The organism is Halorussus caseinilyticus, from assembly GCF_029338395.1.
GTDB classification, from domain to species: Archaea; Halobacteriota; Halobacteria; order Halobacteriales; family Haladaptataceae; genus Halorussus; species Halorussus caseinilyticus.
On sequence record NZ_CP119809.1, the window covers coordinates 2,342,334 to 2,358,107 of the forward strand.

14 protein-coding genes are annotated in these 15,774 nt (G+C 64.5%); 7 read left to right on the forward strand and 7 right to left on the reverse strand.

Annotation, left to right across the window (positions count from 1 at the left end):
• Positions 1–24: 24 nt before the first annotated feature.
• Positions 25–744, forward strand: coding sequence for a CehA/McbA family metallohydrolase (locus P2T60_RS11780; protein WP_276279442.1), 720 nt, complete (start codon positions 25–27; stop codon positions 742–744).
• A gap of 173 nt (positions 745–917) precedes the next feature.
• Positions 918–2,729, forward strand: coding sequence for a hypothetical protein (locus tag P2T60_RS11785; protein ID WP_276279443.1), 1,812 nt, complete (start codon positions 918–920; stop codon positions 2,727–2,729).
• 512 nt (positions 2,730–3,241) lie between these two features.
• On the opposite strand, the gene P2T60_RS11790 is transcribed toward P2T60_RS11785, so the two are convergent.
• Positions 3,242–3,655: an Lrp/AsnC family transcriptional regulator gene (locus P2T60_RS11790; protein ID WP_276282203.1), complete on the reverse strand. Its 414-nt coding sequence runs from the start codon at positions 3,653–3,655 to the stop codon at positions 3,242–3,244.
• 102 nt (positions 3,656–3,757) lie between these two features.
• Between P2T60_RS11790 and carA the strand changes: the two genes are divergently transcribed.
• Complete coding sequence (gene carA / locus P2T60_RS11795) at positions 3,758–4,825, forward strand: glutamine-hydrolyzing carbamoyl-phosphate synthase small subunit (RefSeq protein ID WP_276279444.1); 1,068 nt, start codon at positions 3,758–3,760, stop codon at positions 4,823–4,825.
• Between the two features lie 207 nt (positions 4,826–5,032).
• A complete protein-coding gene (locus tag P2T60_RS11800; RefSeq protein WP_276279445.1) occupies positions 5,033–5,896 on the forward strand; it encodes an N-acetylmuramoyl-L-alanine amidase in 864 nt (287 codons plus the stop codon).
• 63 nt (positions 5,897–5,959) lie between these two features.
• On the opposite strand, the gene P2T60_RS11805 is transcribed toward P2T60_RS11800, so the two are convergent.
• On the reverse strand, positions 5,960–6,109 hold the full coding sequence (locus P2T60_RS11805) for a hypothetical protein (RefSeq protein ID WP_276279446.1): 150 nt from the start codon (positions 6,107–6,109) through the stop codon (positions 5,960–5,962).
• Positions 6,106–7,104, reverse strand: coding sequence for a metallophosphoesterase family protein (locus P2T60_RS11810; RefSeq protein ID WP_276279447.1), 999 nt, complete (start codon positions 7,102–7,104; stop codon positions 6,106–6,108). Before P2T60_RS11810 ends, P2T60_RS11805 begins: the two co-directional genes overlap by 4 nt.
• A 354-nt stretch (positions 7,105–7,458) precedes the next feature.
• On the opposite strand from P2T60_RS11810, the gene P2T60_RS11815 reads away from it, so the two are divergent.
• Positions 7,459–8,367 (forward strand): Vms1/Ankzf1 family peptidyl-tRNA hydrolase, encoded by a 909-nt coding sequence (locus P2T60_RS11815; RefSeq protein ID WP_276279448.1) that lies wholly within the window; start codon positions 7,459–7,461, stop codon positions 8,365–8,367.
• 27 nt (positions 8,368–8,394) lie between these two features.
• Here the strand turns inward: P2T60_RS11815 and P2T60_RS11820 are convergent, their stop codons facing one another.
• Both P2T60_RS11820 and secY read right to left on the reverse strand, forming a co-directional pair.
• Positions 8,395–9,813, reverse strand: coding sequence for a dihydrolipoyl dehydrogenase family protein (locus P2T60_RS11820; protein WP_276279449.1), 1,419 nt, complete (start codon positions 9,811–9,813; stop codon positions 8,395–8,397).
• Positions 9,814–9,951: 138 nt separating this feature from the next.
• Complete coding sequence (gene secY / locus P2T60_RS11825; RefSeq protein ID WP_276279450.1) at positions 9,952–11,424, reverse strand: preprotein translocase subunit SecY; 1,473 nt, start codon at positions 11,422–11,424, stop codon at positions 9,952–9,954.
• Between the two features lie 202 nt (positions 11,425–11,626).
• On the opposite strand from secY, the gene P2T60_RS11830 reads away from it, so the two are divergent.
• Positions 11,627–12,334 carry a DUF6663 family protein gene (locus P2T60_RS11830; RefSeq protein ID WP_276279451.1) on the forward strand — a complete coding sequence of 236 codons (708 nt, stop codon included), beginning with the start codon at positions 11,627–11,629 and terminating at the stop codon, positions 12,332–12,334.
• A gap of 119 nt (positions 12,335–12,453) precedes the next feature.
• On the opposite strand, the gene P2T60_RS11835 is transcribed toward P2T60_RS11830, so the two are convergent.
• Complete coding sequence (locus tag P2T60_RS11835) at positions 12,454–13,113, reverse strand: HAD family hydrolase (RefSeq protein WP_276279452.1); 660 nt, start codon at positions 13,111–13,113, stop codon at positions 12,454–12,456.
• Positions 13,114–13,724: 611 nt separating this feature from the next.
• On the opposite strand from P2T60_RS11835, the gene P2T60_RS11840 reads away from it, so the two are divergent.
• The gene (locus tag P2T60_RS11840) at positions 13,725–15,080 is read left to right on the forward strand and encodes a TRM11 family methyltransferase (RefSeq protein WP_276279453.1); all 1,356 of its coding nucleotides are present in this window, start codon (positions 13,725–13,727) and stop codon (positions 15,078–15,080) included.
• Here P2T60_RS11840 and P2T60_RS11845 read toward each other — a convergent pair.
• Positions 15,072–15,773 carry an MvaI/BcnI family restriction endonuclease gene (locus P2T60_RS11845; RefSeq protein WP_276279454.1) on the reverse strand — a complete coding sequence of 234 codons (702 nt, stop codon included), beginning with the start codon at positions 15,771–15,773 and terminating at the stop codon, positions 15,072–15,074. The two genes, P2T60_RS11840 and P2T60_RS11845, sit on opposite strands and share 9 nt — an antisense overlap.
• Between the last annotated feature and the right edge of the window lies 1 nt (position 15,774).

Consider the following 15,774-nt stretch of genomic DNA (forward strand, 5'->3'; position numbering starts at 1 on the left):
GTCTACCGGCTATTACGGTCTCGTGTGTACACGGTTGACCTACACGCCCACACGCGATTCTTCCACGGCCACCGGCGGGCGGCCGACTACTACGACCCGGTGGGGGTCCGTCTGCTGGCCGGGACCGCCGAACTGCGGGGACTCGACGGGGTGGCGCTGACCAACCACGACTACTTCCGGGCGTTCGACATCGGCGACTCCGGGCCGGACGGCCGGTTCGCGGGGACGATTCCGGGCATCGAGGTGACGACCACTCACGGCCACGTCCTCGTGGTCGGGCCGGACCCCCCGCGAGAGACCGACCCCGGCGACCTCTCGCCCGAAGAAGCGGTCGAACTCGCCCACGACCGAGGGTGTGCGGCCATCGTCGCCCACCCCTACCGCAACAGCACCGTCCGAGAGGTGGGGGCCGACTTCGACGCCATCGAAGTCAACGGGAAACACCCCCGGACCGGGGAGTGGGTCCGGAGACTGGCCGACCGCAACGACCTGCCGCTGGTCGGCGGGAGCGACGCCCACTATCCGGTCGAGGTGGGTCGGGCCTACACCGAAATCGACGCCGACGAGTTCTCGCCCGAGGCCGTCGTCTCGGCGATTCGGGACGGACGGGTCAGGCCGCAGGTCGACCGTAGCCCGTTCAATAGGGCGCTTCGGACGCTCTACCGGCGGGTTCACGAGGAGAAGGGGTACCTCCAGCGACCCGAGTGGTTGGAGACGCCGGGCGTGGGCGAACCGCCGAAGTGACTCTTGTCTGGTTCTGGCGACGACACTCCGTCTCGCGCGGGTTCGTTTCGCCGGAAAGCCGAGTACGTACCACGTAGGTAGACTTAAAATTGCGTCTTCGTTTCCGGTCTCACCTTCGAGTAGGAGCTAATTAACTAACCTTCAATCTTCCAATTCTCAAACCGGACTGCTCCATGAGACGAACGAAAAAGGACGAACCTGCAGACTCGGAGAAGGACGACGACCACCTGTCGATGGGCCGACGCCGACTGTTGCAGGCGGCGGGCGTCGGAGTCGGCGGTCTCTCGCTCGCGGGGTTCGGCGGCGAAGTCGCCACTGCCCAGACCGACTGCGCGGACGGCCCGTTCAAGCGGACCTACGACGGCGCGACCATCAACTTCGGTCAGATTCGGGCCGAGCAAGCGCGCGGCGAGGCACCCGACTCGGTGGGCGCGTCGAGTCCGGGCGGTGGCGGGACCGCCGCGGACCTGCGCCGGACCGCGAGCGAGGCGGGCGGACGACAACCGCCGCGACAGGCCGCCCAAGAGTCGAACGCCGACGACCCCGGCCCGCTGACCGCCAGAACCGAGTACGACGGCGTGAACGCCGAACAGACCCGCGGCGGCGTCCCCTCCGACTCGCAGGTCGCGGCGGGCAACGGCAAAGTCGTCCACGCGCTCAACCGACAGGTCGCCATCTTCAACGAGCAGGCGGGGCGGCGACAACAGCAGGTACGCCTCGAACGACTCTGGGAACCGGTCATCCCCGAACCCGAAGGCGGGTTCGTCTACGGCGAACCGTTCGTGTTCGACCCGCGGGCGCGCTACGACAGAGAGGCCGACCGGTTCGTGGTGTGTGCGACCCAGTACGAACCCGGCCTGACGACCGACGGCGAAATCATCGACCGTGAGACCCTCGAAGAGGGCGAGCTGGAGGACGAACAGGTCAGTCGCCCGCCCCGAGGATGGTGGGTCGTCGCGGTGTCGGCGACCAGCAACCCGAACGGGGAGTGGCACGTCTACCGGGTCCCGCCGCTGAACAACGAGGGTCTGGTGGACTACCCGACGCTCGGACTCGACAGCGACGCCATCTACCTCACGCAGAACTTCTTCGGCGAGGTGTTCGAGGTGACGATGATTACCCTCGACAAGGCCGAGATGTACGCGGGCGAACCGGTGACGACCCACCACTTCACCGGGATGAGCGACCCGGACGCGGACGGTCTGACGTTCACGGTCCAACCGGCGCTTCAGCCGTTCTCGGGCGGGAGTTCGGGGACGTACTATCTGGTGAACTCCGACTTCCCCACGCCGAGTTCGGGGACGCTCACGCTCTGGGAGTTGACCGACCCGACGGGCGACCCGACGCTGGAGTGTTACACGCTCGACGTTGACCCCTACAGCTATCCGCCGCCAGCGCGACAGAAGGGCGGCGACGAGACCGACTACGTGGACACCCTCGGCACGCGCCTGATGAACGCCGACGTGGACGGCGGGTCGCTGTGGACCGCCCACACCATCCAGTACGACTGGGACGGCGACGGGCGCGCGGTCGCGGCCATCCGGTGGTACGAAATCGACGTGGCCTCGCGGTCGGTCGTCCAGAGCGGCGTCTACGGCGAACCCGGCACCTCCTACTACATCCCGACGGTCGGGGCCGACGACGGCACGGCGGTCATCGCCCACAACCGGAGCGGACCCGACACCTACATCCAGTCGCTGGTCTCGGGCCGGACCAGCGATTACGCGCAGGGCCGACTCGAAGACTCGCTGGTCGTCCAAGACGGCGAGTCGAACTACGACTTCGGCGAGGGCTTCGGGACGCTGGCCAACCCCCTGCGCTGGGGCGACTACAACGGCGTGTCGGTAGACCCCTCCTCGGGCCGGTTCTGGACGGTGAGCCAGTACTCGCCCGACGTGGAGGTTCCGCCGGAGGCCGAGGAGCGCGACCCCTACCACACCCGCATCGCCGAGGTGTACTTCGACGAGGACGGCACGAGTAACTGAGACCGCCGACCGGCGGTAGTCGGGACGTTCGGGGTCGGCGCGCGCCACTGCGATTTTGCGACGGGCGCGCGCCGACGTGACTCTTTCGACCCCGGCGCGTGCGGGCGCGGCGCACAAGCGCCGCGCCCATCTGCGCGAGGTCATCGGGAGCGGTGCGCGGCGCTCTGCGCCGCGACCGAGAGCGGTGCAACCGCGAACGAGCGACCGATGGCTCGTCGGAACTCGCTTCCGACGGTGGATGAGTACCACAGCGACCGCAGGGAGCGAGGAACGCAATCGGTTGGGGAGGGCGTGGTCCGCGGTTGCGGTGCCGTGCGGGGCGGTTTTGATTGGCTCAAGGAGTAGCTAGCTCTCCTTTTCCCTGCGTCCGTCCCGTCGCCGGTTCGCCGACCGAAGACGTTCGCCGACCGAAGACGCCCGTAAACCGAACCCCTCGCCGAGAACAATCTACAGATGTCCCTAAGCAATACATACGCGTCTTAAACACATATATAAACGCCTAAAACGAATCGCTACCCGAGTTTCTCGTCCAGAATCAGTCGGGTCTTGGTGTTCACGACTTCCTCCAACTCGCGCGCTCTCGTAATCAGTTGGTTCACGCTTTGGGTATCCGCCGCGTCCACGACCAGCACGATGTCCTCCTCGCCCGAGACCTGCCACACGAAGTCCACCTGTTCCCAGTCGGCGACTCGCTCGCCGAGGTCCGAGGTGTTCACGTCCACCGCCACGTCGAGTTCTATCATCGCCTTCACGTTGCCGGTCCGAGTGGCGACGGTGAAGCGTTCGATGACTCCCTCGTCGGTCATTCGCTCGACGCGGTTGCGGACGGTTCCCTCCGAGGTGCCGACCGTCTCGGCGATTTCGGTGTACGGTTTTCGGGCGTCTCGGCGCAAGATGCTCAGGATTTCGCGGTCCAGTTCGTCCATCGAGATGTGTGAGTAGACTGGCACGGCACTTGATGATTACGAAATTCGTAATCTCGCTACGAAAGCAAGGTTTATGACCCGTCGTTTCGTATGAATCTCGTAATGTCGGCCGCATACGTCGCACTGGAGGGGGGCAGCGTCGTGGAGGCTCGCTGTCGCGCTCCGGGCACGTCCCACGGGGAACTGGTATTCACTACTGCGTACACGGGCTACGAAGAGAGCCTGACGGACCCGTCCTACGAGGAACAGGTCCTGACGTTCTCGTACCCGCTCATCGGTAACTACGGAGTCCGGCGCGAGCGATTCGAGGACGACCGCGTTCACCCGCGCGCGGTCGTCGCGCGGGAACTCACCGACGACGTGGCCGAATGGCTCGAATCCGAGGACGTTCCCGCGGTGGACCGCCTCGACACCCGCGACCTCGTGGGCCAGATTCGAGAGGGCGGCGCGATGAAGTGCGGCATCTCGGCCGGTCCCGACGCCTCGCCCGAGAAGGCCAAGGACGCGCTGGCGGACTGTCCGGGCATGAGCGACCACACGGACATCGGCGCGCAGGTCAGCGTCTCCCGGCGCAAGACCTACGAGGGCGGCGACGGACCCGACGTTGCGCTCGTGGACTGCGGCGCGAAGGGGAGCATCACCGAGTCACTGCTCGAACGCGACGCGACGGTCCACGTCCTGCCCTACGACGTGACGCCCGAGGAAGTCGCCGACTTGGACCCCGACGTACTCTTCCTCTCGAACGGTCCCGGCGACCCTGCGAACTTCGAAGCCGCCCAGTCGCTCGTCGAGGAGTTCGTCGGGGAAGTCCCCTTGGCGGGCATCTGCCTCGGCCAGCAAATCGTCGCGCGTGCGCTCGGGGGCACGACCGAGAAGATGGACTTCGGCCACCGCGGGGTCAACCAACCGGTTCGGGACCTCCGGACCGACAAGGTGGTCATGACCACCCAGAACCACGGCTACACGGTCGCCGACCCCGGAGACCTCGAAGTCACGCAGGTCAACGTCAACGACGACACGCCCGAAGGACTGGAGAGCGACGACCTGCGAGTCCTGACTCGCCAGTACCACCCCGAGGCGAACCCCGGCCCGCACGACACGCTCGGATTCTTCGACGATGTGGTGGAGATGGCGGGAAACGAGTGTCGAACGCCCGTCGCCGCTGACTGACGGGCGGAGAGTTCTCCCCTCGATTTTTCGGTTCTGTGGTCCCCTCGCGTAGACGTTTCCCTTCCGTTCTCGGGCCGTCTTCACTCCTCGCGCAGTCGCTACCGCGTAGCGACTGCGCCACTCGGCGTCTGTCGGACCGGGTGAGAACGTGTGTATAAGTATTCCTTCAAAAATTATTTTAATTTAGAGTTAATTCTAGAGCGTGCAATGGTTCAGTCACGACGACGGTTCCTGAAGCTCGCCGGTTCGACGGCGGCGACGGGTGCCCTGATTGGCGCATCGAACTCCGCGAGCGCGTACTCGTCCCAGCCGAACATGCGCTGGGAACCCGCGGACCCGAGCAACTACACCGAGGCGAGTCGGAGCCCTTCCGAGATGCGGTGGATTATCATCCACGTCACGGAGGGCAGTTACGAGGGGACGATTAGCTGGTTCAAGGACCCCGACGCGAACGTCAGCACACACTACGTCATCGAGAACGACAGCAACGCCGAAATCACGAAGATGCTCAACCGCGGCGACATCGGGTGGCACGCGGGCAACGGCGGCTACAACGACACGTCGCTGGGCTTCGAACACGAGGGGTACACCGACCAGACCACCTTCACCGACGCGCTCTACCGCTCGTCGGCGAAAGTCGTCCGGTACCTCGCCGACAAGTGCAACATCCCGCTGACCCGACCGTCGGGCGTCGCGCCGTGTAACCCCTACGACGGCATCGGCGGCATCATCGGCCACCATCAGGTTCCCGACCCCAACGACTGCGGCTACAACAGCCACACCGACCCCGGTTCGACGTGGGACTGGGGCACCTACATGAACTACGTGCAGGGCACGACGCTCGGCGCGCGGTTCAGTATCGGCGAGGGCGTCGTCACCACCGCGAGCGTCAACGTCCGGAGCGAACCCGCAATCGGCGACAACGTCGTCCACACCAATCCGGTCGGCGAAGTCGGCTACGTGCAGGACGGCTACGTCACCGAAGACGGCTACACGTGGTGGAAGATAGAGTACAACAACGGCGTCACCGGGTGGTCGGTGGACCGCTTCCACGCCTCGGACGCCATCTGAGCGGGCGAATCGCCGACCACGATGTCCGCCGACTCTTTTATCGTCCGGCTACCGACAGTCGAGTCAGACTAGACCGCGGACCGTCGCGCGCAGGCCCGCCTGCGCATCGCTCGTGCGCGCCCGTTCGACCGCTCGTGCCCCCAACCGCGTGCGCGTCCGCGGCGCGCTCGCGCCGCGGGCGCGCCGACTCATACGCACGCACCACTGGCTCATCGCTCGTCCACCAGCGGCAGGTCCGAAAGCTGGTCTTCGACCATCGCGGCGATGTCCCCGCTCCGGTCGGAGTGGGTCCGGGCGAGGTGGTGGGCCTCCTCGACGCCCTCGGTGTCGGCCACGGGCACCATCCGGAGGGTAGTCCCCTCGGGACCGACCTCCGCGAGGGTGTAGGCCTGCGGGAACGACGAGAGCGCGGGGCAGACGAGTCCCCGAACGTCGCCGGTGATTGCGGCGGGCAGGTGAACGTGACCCGAGAGGTGGAGGGCGTCGTGGCCCGCTAGCGCGTCCACGAACGCGGGCGCGTCCCCGACCGGCGGGTGGGGCGCGTAGCCGTCCGCGCCGACGGCGGCGTCGAGACCCGGCAGGTTGTGGTGGCTCACGACCAGCGCGGCGTCGGTCTCGGGCAGGGTGGATTCGAGCCACGAGAGTTGGTCGTCGGAAATCGCGCCGTCGTGGGTGGCGTCGAGTTCGCCGCCGGGCGCGGACGCGGAGTTCAGTCCCAACACGTCCACGCCGCCGAACTGCGTCCGGAAGGGGAACTCGCCGGGCGCGAAGCGGTCGGCGAACTCGGCGACGGGCGGGGTGTCGTGGTCGTCGAACGCCTTGGGCACGTCGTGGTTGCCCGGCACCGCGACGAACGGCGCGTCCAAGTCCGCCAGCACGTCGGCCGCGCCGTCGAAGTCCTCGGGTCTGCCGTCCTCGGTCAAGTCGCCAGCGAACACCACGCCGTCCACGCCGCGGTCGTTGGCGTCGGCGATGGCGGCCCGAAGTCGGTCCTCGGTCCGGTGAAAGACCTTCCACGTTCCCTCCTTGTCGGTCGAAAGGTGCGGGTCGGAGACGACGGCGAGCGTCGTCCGAGTGTCGGCCCGCGGACGCGCGAACCGGGCCAGCGTAGCGGGTCCTCTGCGGGCGCGAATTTCGGGTGTTTCGGCGTCGTCTGCCGTCGTCGTGGCGTCTCGCCGCCGGTAGACTGCGCTTCCCTCGGTAGTCATTGCGTAGTCGCGGGTAGCCGACTCACGACCTTAAGCGTAGCGCAGGAAGTATATATTTGACACCATAATCTATATAGATTCGCCCGGTCGGCGCTCGCCGCGTGTGTCGGCGACGAGCGTCGCCGAAGCACGCGTATCTCTTGCTCTCACATTTCTCTACAATTTTTTTCCAATTATATCTCTTGCTGAAAGGGTTGCAGAGGTGTCCGGCGGCGGTCCGCGAGCGGACGGAGGTTTGCCGGGCGCTCTCGCTCGCAGTTTCCGCGGGTCGCCGTCGCGGTGGAGAGCGAACACGACCGGCCAGACGCCCTCGAACGGAAAGTACAAGACGCCTCCGGCCGCGGTTCACGCCGAATGCTCGACGAGTTGCTCGGGCGCGCGGAGTTGAAAGAGCGCATCGCCGACCTCCAAGAGGAGAAACGCCACCTCGAACGCCGGATAGAGGCCGAGGAGGAACGCCGTTCCGAGGCCGCGACCGCCCGCCAAGCCGCCGAAGAGCGGGTCAACCGGCTCGAAGACCGCATCGCCGAGTTGGAAGACCGCGTGGAGCGGACCGAAACAGACGACGAGAACCTCGACTTCCGGAGCGTCGAGACGGTTCGCGGCGACCGACTCGCCGAAGTCCTCGCTCGCCTCGAATCCGTCGGGACCGACCGCGAGGGCGCGCTGACCGCGATGGTGGGCGACGGGGACGCCGACCTCCCCGGCGAAGTCGAAGCCGCGTTCGGCGACCACGCCGCGCTGGTCGGCCGGGCCGCGCCTTGCCTCGCGGTCACGGACGACGCAGGTCTCGTGAGCGCCGCGCTCGTTCCCCCCGTCGCACCCGACCCCTTCGCAACGTGGGCCGACGGTTTCCGCATCGACCGCCAGTGGTTCCTGCCGACCGGCGAGTTCGCGCTGGCGCTGGTCCGCTCGGACGTGTTCGCGCTCGGCACCTACGAGGGCCGCGAGCGCCGGGAGTTCGAGGGGTTCGAGAGCGACGTGAAGTCCGACCACTCGAAAGGCGGGTTCTCGCAGGGCCGGTTCGAGCGCCGACGCGACGCCCAAATCGACGAGCATCTGGAGCAGTGCGAGGACGCCATCGCGGAGGTCCTCGCCGGGGACGGCCCGGACCGCCTGTTCGTCGTCGGCCAGCGCACGCTCCTCGGGGAGTTCGAGAGTCGGGCCGACGCGACCCGGCCGGTGGACGCCACCGGCAAACCGAAAGAGGCCTTGGACGACGCCTTCCGGGAGTTCTGGACGACGCGACTGTATCGGATTTGAGCTGTTCTCGGTCTCTCCGACCGCGACTCAGATTCCCGTCGGCGGGTGGCCCCGACACTCCCGGAACGCGCCCTGTACGACCTCTGAGAGCGCCGGATGGACGTGGATGGTCTCCGCGAGGCGGTCGGCATCCCCTCCCGCGGCGACTGCGGTGGACACCTCGTGGACCAGCATCGAGGCGTGGGGGCCGACGACGTGGAAGCCGAGTATCTCGCCGTCCGGGGCCGCGATAGCCTTGGCGAAGCCATCCTCGGCGAGCGCGGTCCCGAGCGCGGTCTCGTCGTACGCGAAGGTGCCAACGTCGTACTCGTCGCGGTCCACCTCGCCCTCGGTCTTCCCGAGACTCCCGACCTGCGGCGACCCGAAGACGGCGTAAGCCATGCCGGGATACTCGACCGACGCGCGCTCGCCGCGGACCGCGTTCCGGACCGCGTACTCGGCCTCCTTGTCGCCCGAGTGCTTGAACATGTAGTTGCCCGCGATGTCGCCGATGGCCCACACGCCGTCGGCCGACGTTTCGAGGAACCGGTCGGTCTCCACGAACCCCTTCTCGTCGGTGCCGATGCCCGCGGCCCCGACGTTCCACGCGTCGGAGTTGGGTCTGCGACCGGTCGCCAGCAGTATCTCGTCGCCGCGAACGTCGATTTCGTCGCCGTCGTCGGACTCCGCGCGGACGACTTTCCCGCCGTCCGCTTTTCCATCTACTTCCCCGTCCGCCTCCGCGAGTTCGGTCGCGCCGTAGCCTGTGTAGAGGTCGTACCGCTCGGCGTAGGCGTCGGTCAGGAACTCGGCCACCTCGCGGTCCTCGCGGTCCACCAACAGGTCGCTCCGGCCGACGATGGCGACCTCTGCACCCATCGCGCCGAAAAAGTGGCCCATCTCGACCGCGATGTATCCGCCGCCCACGATTACGAGTCTGTCCGGGCGCTCGCGGAGTCGGAGGGCCTCGGCGCTCGTCAGGAACGACACCTCGTCGGTGCCGTCGATGGCCTCGGGAATCCGTGGCCGCGACCCGCCCGCGAGGACGATTCTCTCTGCGGTGAGTTCCTCGCTCTCGTCTCCGGCGTCTCCCGTCTCCACCTCGACGGTTCGCTCGCCGACGAACCGGCCTTCCGTCTGGTAGAACGTGATGCGGTCGCTCTCGCGGGCGGTCTCAGCCTTCGCTTCGGCCTCCGCGGAGATTTTGGCGTTCACGTCGTCCACGATGTCGGCGAACGCGATGTCTTCGACGCTGGCTTCGACGCCGAGCGACCCGGCCTGACGGACGGTCTGGGCCACGTCCGCCCGGTGAATTAGCTTCTTCGAGGGGTTACAGCCCCGATTGAGGCAGGTCCCTCCGAGTCGGTCGCGCTCTACCAGCGCAACATCGAGTCCCTCTTCGGCCGCGGCCGACGCGACGACGTTGCCGGTTCCCCCGCCGAGAACGATGAGTTCGAACTCGGTCACGCGTCCAGTGACGCGAGCGAGCGCAAAGAAGGTCCCCGCCGCTAGCGGTCGGACTCGTTGTGGCGATAGCTCGACGTTCGAGTACCGAGCGAATCAGTGACGAGTGAGAAAAACAGTGCGAACGGTAGTTCGTCGGGATTATCCGAACATGTCGCGCATCATCGGGTGCATCTCCATCAGTTGCTCTTCGGCGATTTCCTCGTAGAGCTTGTACGTGATGGAGACCGTCAGCAGCAGACCCGTACCGGAGACGCCGCCGATGGTTCCGAGCATGTTCGCGAGCACGGCCAGCAGGCCGACCAGCGCGCCGCCGATGACGGTGACTTGCGGGATGTAGCGCTCCATCACCTTCTCGATGACGCCCGTGTTCTGGCGGAAGCCGGGAATCTGCATTCCGGAGTTCTGAATCTGCTTTGCGGTCGCTTCCGGACCCATGTCGGTCGTCTCGACCCAGAAGATGGCGAAGATGGCTCCGCCGACGACCATGAACGTGAGGTCGATGAGGACCCGGACGATGACCTGCCACGGCTCTTGAGCGACCGTACCGGTCCACCACATCCACTGGCCGGGGGCCTGAATCGGCGCGAGGTAGTAGAACAACCCGCCGGTCGGGTTGCCTGCCTGACCGTAGGTCCCCAACCAGTTGGGCATCCCGCTCGCACCGAGTTGGCTGTAGAGGATGCGCCCGAGGAACTGGAGGTTGGCCTGTAGCGCCCGGACGAGAATCATCGGCAGGACGCTGGCGTAGATGAGCTTCACCGGGAAGCGGCCGCGAGCGCCCTTCACGCGGGCGTGACTCAGCGGAATCTCGACCCGGACGCTCTCGGCGTACACGACGATGCCGAAGATGAGGACCGTCGTGAGCAACGCGATGATGTCCCCGTCACCGAGGAACAGGTACTGGATACCGTCGCTGGTGAGCAGCGAGGGCACGTTCTCGGCGCTCCCGGTAATCAGGCCTATCCACGTCGGGATGAGACCCGTCTGTCCCGGCAGGCTCGGCCACGCGAACAGGCCGCCCAGCAGCTTCTGGCTGACACCGGCGATGATGAACAGCCCGATACCGCTCCCGACGCCCCACTTGCTGATAATCTCGTCCATGAAGAGGACGAGGATGCCGCCGACCGCGATTTGGCCGAAGATTAGCCACTTGACGCCCATCGACCCGATGCCGAGATTCTGGGCGACCTGCGGGTCCACCTGCAGGAAGCCACCGGCGAACACCATCGGCAGGCCGGTCAGGAATATCATCACGACCACCAGTAGCTTCTGGAGGCCCTGATACAGCACCTGGTCGCGGGGGTCGTCGGTGTCGAGTCCCAACAGGTCCGCACCGCCGAGCAACTGGAGGACGATGCTCGCGGTGACTATCGGACCGATACCAAGTTGGAGGACTGTCCCTTGCCCGCCCGCCAGAATCGAGCGGAACTGGCCGAAGGCGTCAGCGCCTCCGATGTTGACCCCGTACAGGTAGACGTTCGTGAGGAAGAAATACAGAACCAACACGCCCGCGGTCCACCCAAGCTTTCGCTTGAACGGAACGTGGCCCTCCGGCCGTCGCACGGAGGGCATCCGCGTAAGTACTGGTTCTGCCGCTTCTTTCCAACTCATATATCGCAATACATCGGACGGGGGCTTGTATGTGCTTCGCTTTGGACCCCGGTGTGGGTGTGAGAAAATGGCACGAACCGACCCGGAACCGCGGGCGCTTCGGCCGACTCGCCATCAGTCGGCAGGCGAACTCCCGCCGCGCCGTCCGCCGAGAGCGCGCCGATGCGTGCCCTTTTCCCGCCCGCCCACCCTACCCGCGTCCATGAACGACGACATCTGGACCTCGGACGACGGGACGACGCGCGACGGAACGACAGAGAGAGGGACCACAGACGACCGGACCGAGGACGCCGACCGAACCACCGGCGAGGACCGGACCCCCGACGAGAAGCGCTACCGCGTGCTGGCCGTCCCCGAGCGCGGACGCCTCCGACTCCTCGACCGGGAGACGTACGAACCGGTCGTCACCGCCGCGGAGGGCCACGACACGTCGGTCGAGGACCTCCGGCCGGGCTATCTCGTGGACGCCGACCTCGACTGGTCGTCTGCCGACCCGACGGTCCGGTCGGTGTCGGTGGCCCGGCCGACGCTGTACGCCTTCGCCGACGGCATCGAACCAGTGTTCGAGGCGGCACGGGAGACGTGGGCCGACGCGCGCGCCGCGGGCGACGGCATGAACAGTCGCGTCACTCGCAACACCGACAACGAGGTCAACGGCGTCCTCTACGTGTTCGCCGACGACGGCGTGGGCGGCACGTTCGAGGCGTTCCGCGACGGCACCCGTCCGGTCGAACCGCTGGTTGACAGGGTGAACGACCAGCAGGGGTCGGCCCCGCGGGAGGTGTTCGTCCTCCGACCCGCAAACGAGCAGTTCGTCGTCGTCACGATTGCGCTCCGGAAGGGCGGCCAGTTCGCCGACACCCTTCGGGAGACGTACGACTGTCCGCGCCCGCCGGAGTCGGTCGAATAGCGGCCGCTCGGTGACACGGCTACCGCTTCTAAGGAGGCGATTCGGCGCGCGCAGGACTGCGCGCGCCGAATCGCCCGCGTCTGCGCGTCGAACACAGAACCGCGGTCCCGGACGCTCGCTTAGGCGCTACAGACTCTGTGGAGGTCGTCCAGACACTCGATTTCCCACGTGGGCCAGACGTTGAGTTCCCAGTCCGTTCGGTGGGGTCGGCGGATGAACGCCGAGTCGATACCGGCGTTCTCGGCGGCCCTGATGTCGGACTCGTTGTCGCCGACGAACAGCGCCGAGTCCGCGTCGAGGTCCGCCAGCGCCCGGTCGATGTAGTGGGAGTTGGGCTTTCGCCGGTCGAGGCTCTCGATGGTCGCCTCGCGGCCGTAGGCGGTGTCGAACATGTGGGACACCTCGAAGTGGTCGAGCAGGAAATCCACCGTCTCCTGCTGGTTCGAGGAGACGATACCCATCGTGGCGTCTAAGTCCGTCAGGGTGTGGATGTCGTCGTAGGGCGTCTTGCGCCCCTCGCGGGCCTCCATCTGCTGGGCGCGCGAAGAGGTGCTGTCGAGGGCCTTCCAGAACGTCGTCGGCGTGAGGTCGTACTCGGCACAGATTTCGCCGACGCGACTGGGAGTCGCCCCAACAGTCATGTCGTCTACGTGGTCGGGGTCCGGGTCGGTCACGTCGAACTTCTCGAACGTCCGAAGGGTCGCGTCCCTGAGAACGTCGAAGCTCGTTCGACCGACGAGGACACCGTCGTTGTCGAAGACGACGGTATCGTAGGTCATATCTGGTGATGGTGAGCCGGAGTTATAAGTGTTGCAGTCCCCGCACTGCTTTCGACGGGAGTCGGGCGCGGCGTCGCTTACACATAGAAGAACAATTCTAAGAGATAGTAAAATATTTGTTTATGATAGGCAAAGCTGTCCACAACTCGTTGCTCGGACGCACGACGCTCCTGCCAGCAAAAGTAGTAGCTAACGACGGTCGGCGACGGAACTCAAGTAGAGTCGGTAGGGTCGTCCCGTAGTTCGTACAGTCCCGTGTCCGCCAAGTTTTCCACGATACCGTGTTCCTCTAACCGTCGTAGCCGCTGAGTGAGATATTCCCTCGACCATTCAGTTCGCCTATCCAGAAAAACAGCGGTCACTCGCCCGTCTCGAAGATGTCGTAAAATCGCCTTGTCCGCGTCGTTCAGTCGAAGGTCGCCCATGTCTCGTTGATTTCGGTAGCCGTTAATCAACCCCGCTACTTAATGACGTTAATTAACAAAACAAACTTTAAGTACGATTACGGAGAACCCGTCTTTACTGATGATACGGAAGACTGAAGCGTCCGAATCGAGGAAAAGTACGAAAAAACTACCACGCTGGGTATCCCAGGTCGCTTCAACCGAATAATGGCAGAGTATACCCGCCAAACCACGCTCGATGCGCCCTCCGGCAAAATCGCCGACCTCAAAGATATCGACTGGACTTTCGAAGGGGCAGACACGCAGTATTTGACACACGGACTACACTCCTATCCTGCGCGGATGATTCCCCAGATTCCGCGTACGTTGTTCGACTACTACAAGTCGAAAGGGGTACTCTCGGAGGGCGACACCGTTTACGACCCTTTTAGCGGAAGCGGTACTACAGCAGTAGAAGGGCGGCTTCACGGCTTGAACGCGGAAGCGAACGACGTTAATCCTCTCGCTTGTCTCCTCACGTTCGCTAAGTCAATCCCGCTCCCCCGGGAAGAAGTTGAGACCGCCCGTCGGGAGTTGCTCGACGGTCTCGCCGAAGAACTCCGGGAAGTGCGGAGCGCCTACGAGGACGGAACGCTCGAACTAGACGAACTCGCGGTTCGAGACGGGTGGTTCCCAGAGCCACAGCAACAGGAACTCTGGCACGTTCGGCGGCGAATCGACGGTATCGAGGCGGAGTACGGCGAAGGAATCGGCCGCCTCTTGCGAGTTTCTCTGTCTAGCATCGTCCGTAAAGTAAGTTATCAGCGGAACGGGGAGTACAAGCGGTACCGGCTTCCGGAAGAGAAACGAGACGAACACGACCCGAACGTCTTCGACCTTTTCCAGTCCGAACTCAACAAAAACGTCCGGAAGATGCGAAAGTACAGTGCGAGAGCCGACCACTCTCTCTCTACCGTAGTTCATTACGCCGACTCTCGGACTGCCACGTCGAACGACTCTGCCGTTGAGAAGGACAGCGCAGATATTGTGATTACGTCACCACCCTACGGAGACCACCGCACGACGGTCGCGTACGGCCAGTTCTCACAAGACCCTGCCATCGTCGCAGGTGAGTACGGATACGACGAAATGAAAGACGTTGATAAGAACGGTCTTGGCGGACCGAACAGCGACCTCAAACCGATAGCCGACCTCGAAAACTGGTCGCCCTCGTTCGGTGCGACTCTGGACGCCCTCCGAGAGAAAGGCGGACGTGCCGAGGACGCGATGAACTTCGTCCGAGACTACTACGAAGTGATGAAGGAAGTAGCGAAGATTTTGAAACCCGGTCAACCGGCCGCGTGGGTCGTCGCAAATCGAACGATGAGTCGGGTCAACATCCCCACTCACCTCATCACGCAGGAACTCTGTCAACATCTCGGGTACGAACACGAAGTTACGCTTCCGCGAGAAATCCCGACGAAAACGCTTCCGTGGGAAAACGCTCCCGAGAACATCGAAGGAACGAAAGGCGACCTGATGGCGAACGAGAATATCGTCGTTACGCGCTCGCCCTCAGAGTAGCGACGTTCGCTCTGCAAATGCCTCGTCGAGGCGGCTGTCATCTAAAATCCGCCACGCAGTCCCCCGGTTACGGATATTTCCGTTGTCCTTTATGTGCATCCGCAGGTCCAACGTAATCACCCCGTCTCGCATCAGTTGGAGGAAATGGTCTCCGTCGAACCCATCGAGATGGTAGGCTTCGTCGTAGTGGAAGTGTTCTCGACCATCTACTTTCTTCGTGTCGGCCATTACCATCACCAACTCCGGCATCTTCCCCTCGAAGGTCTCTTGGAGGAAATCCAGCGGATAGGTAGCACAGGCTCCGTAGTTTTCGTGAGACACCGCTACTGAGCTTTCGTCGTACGAGAGGAGAAACCCCTGACTGTTCGGAGTGTCCGGCTCGATAGTCACTTTCAGGGCCTGCCGTTCTTTGCTGTCTTCGTATCCTAGTTTCCGAACGAGGTCCTGATTCCAAAGGTCGCGCTCACCTCGCGGAGGCTCTTTCGTAAACAGCGTTGTGAGGTTGTTCGAGTGGCGGCGAGTAGACTTGAGTTCGACACCAACTGCGTCCGGTCCAGGAACGTTGTTCTCTTCGATGCCGAGAAGGTCTTCCAACGTTTTCCCGATTCCCGTGTTCCCCGCTCGGTGAGTTTCGACGTAACCCATCTGCTCTATCTCCCGGAGACGTTCTACGAAATCTTCGAAGGTTTCCATT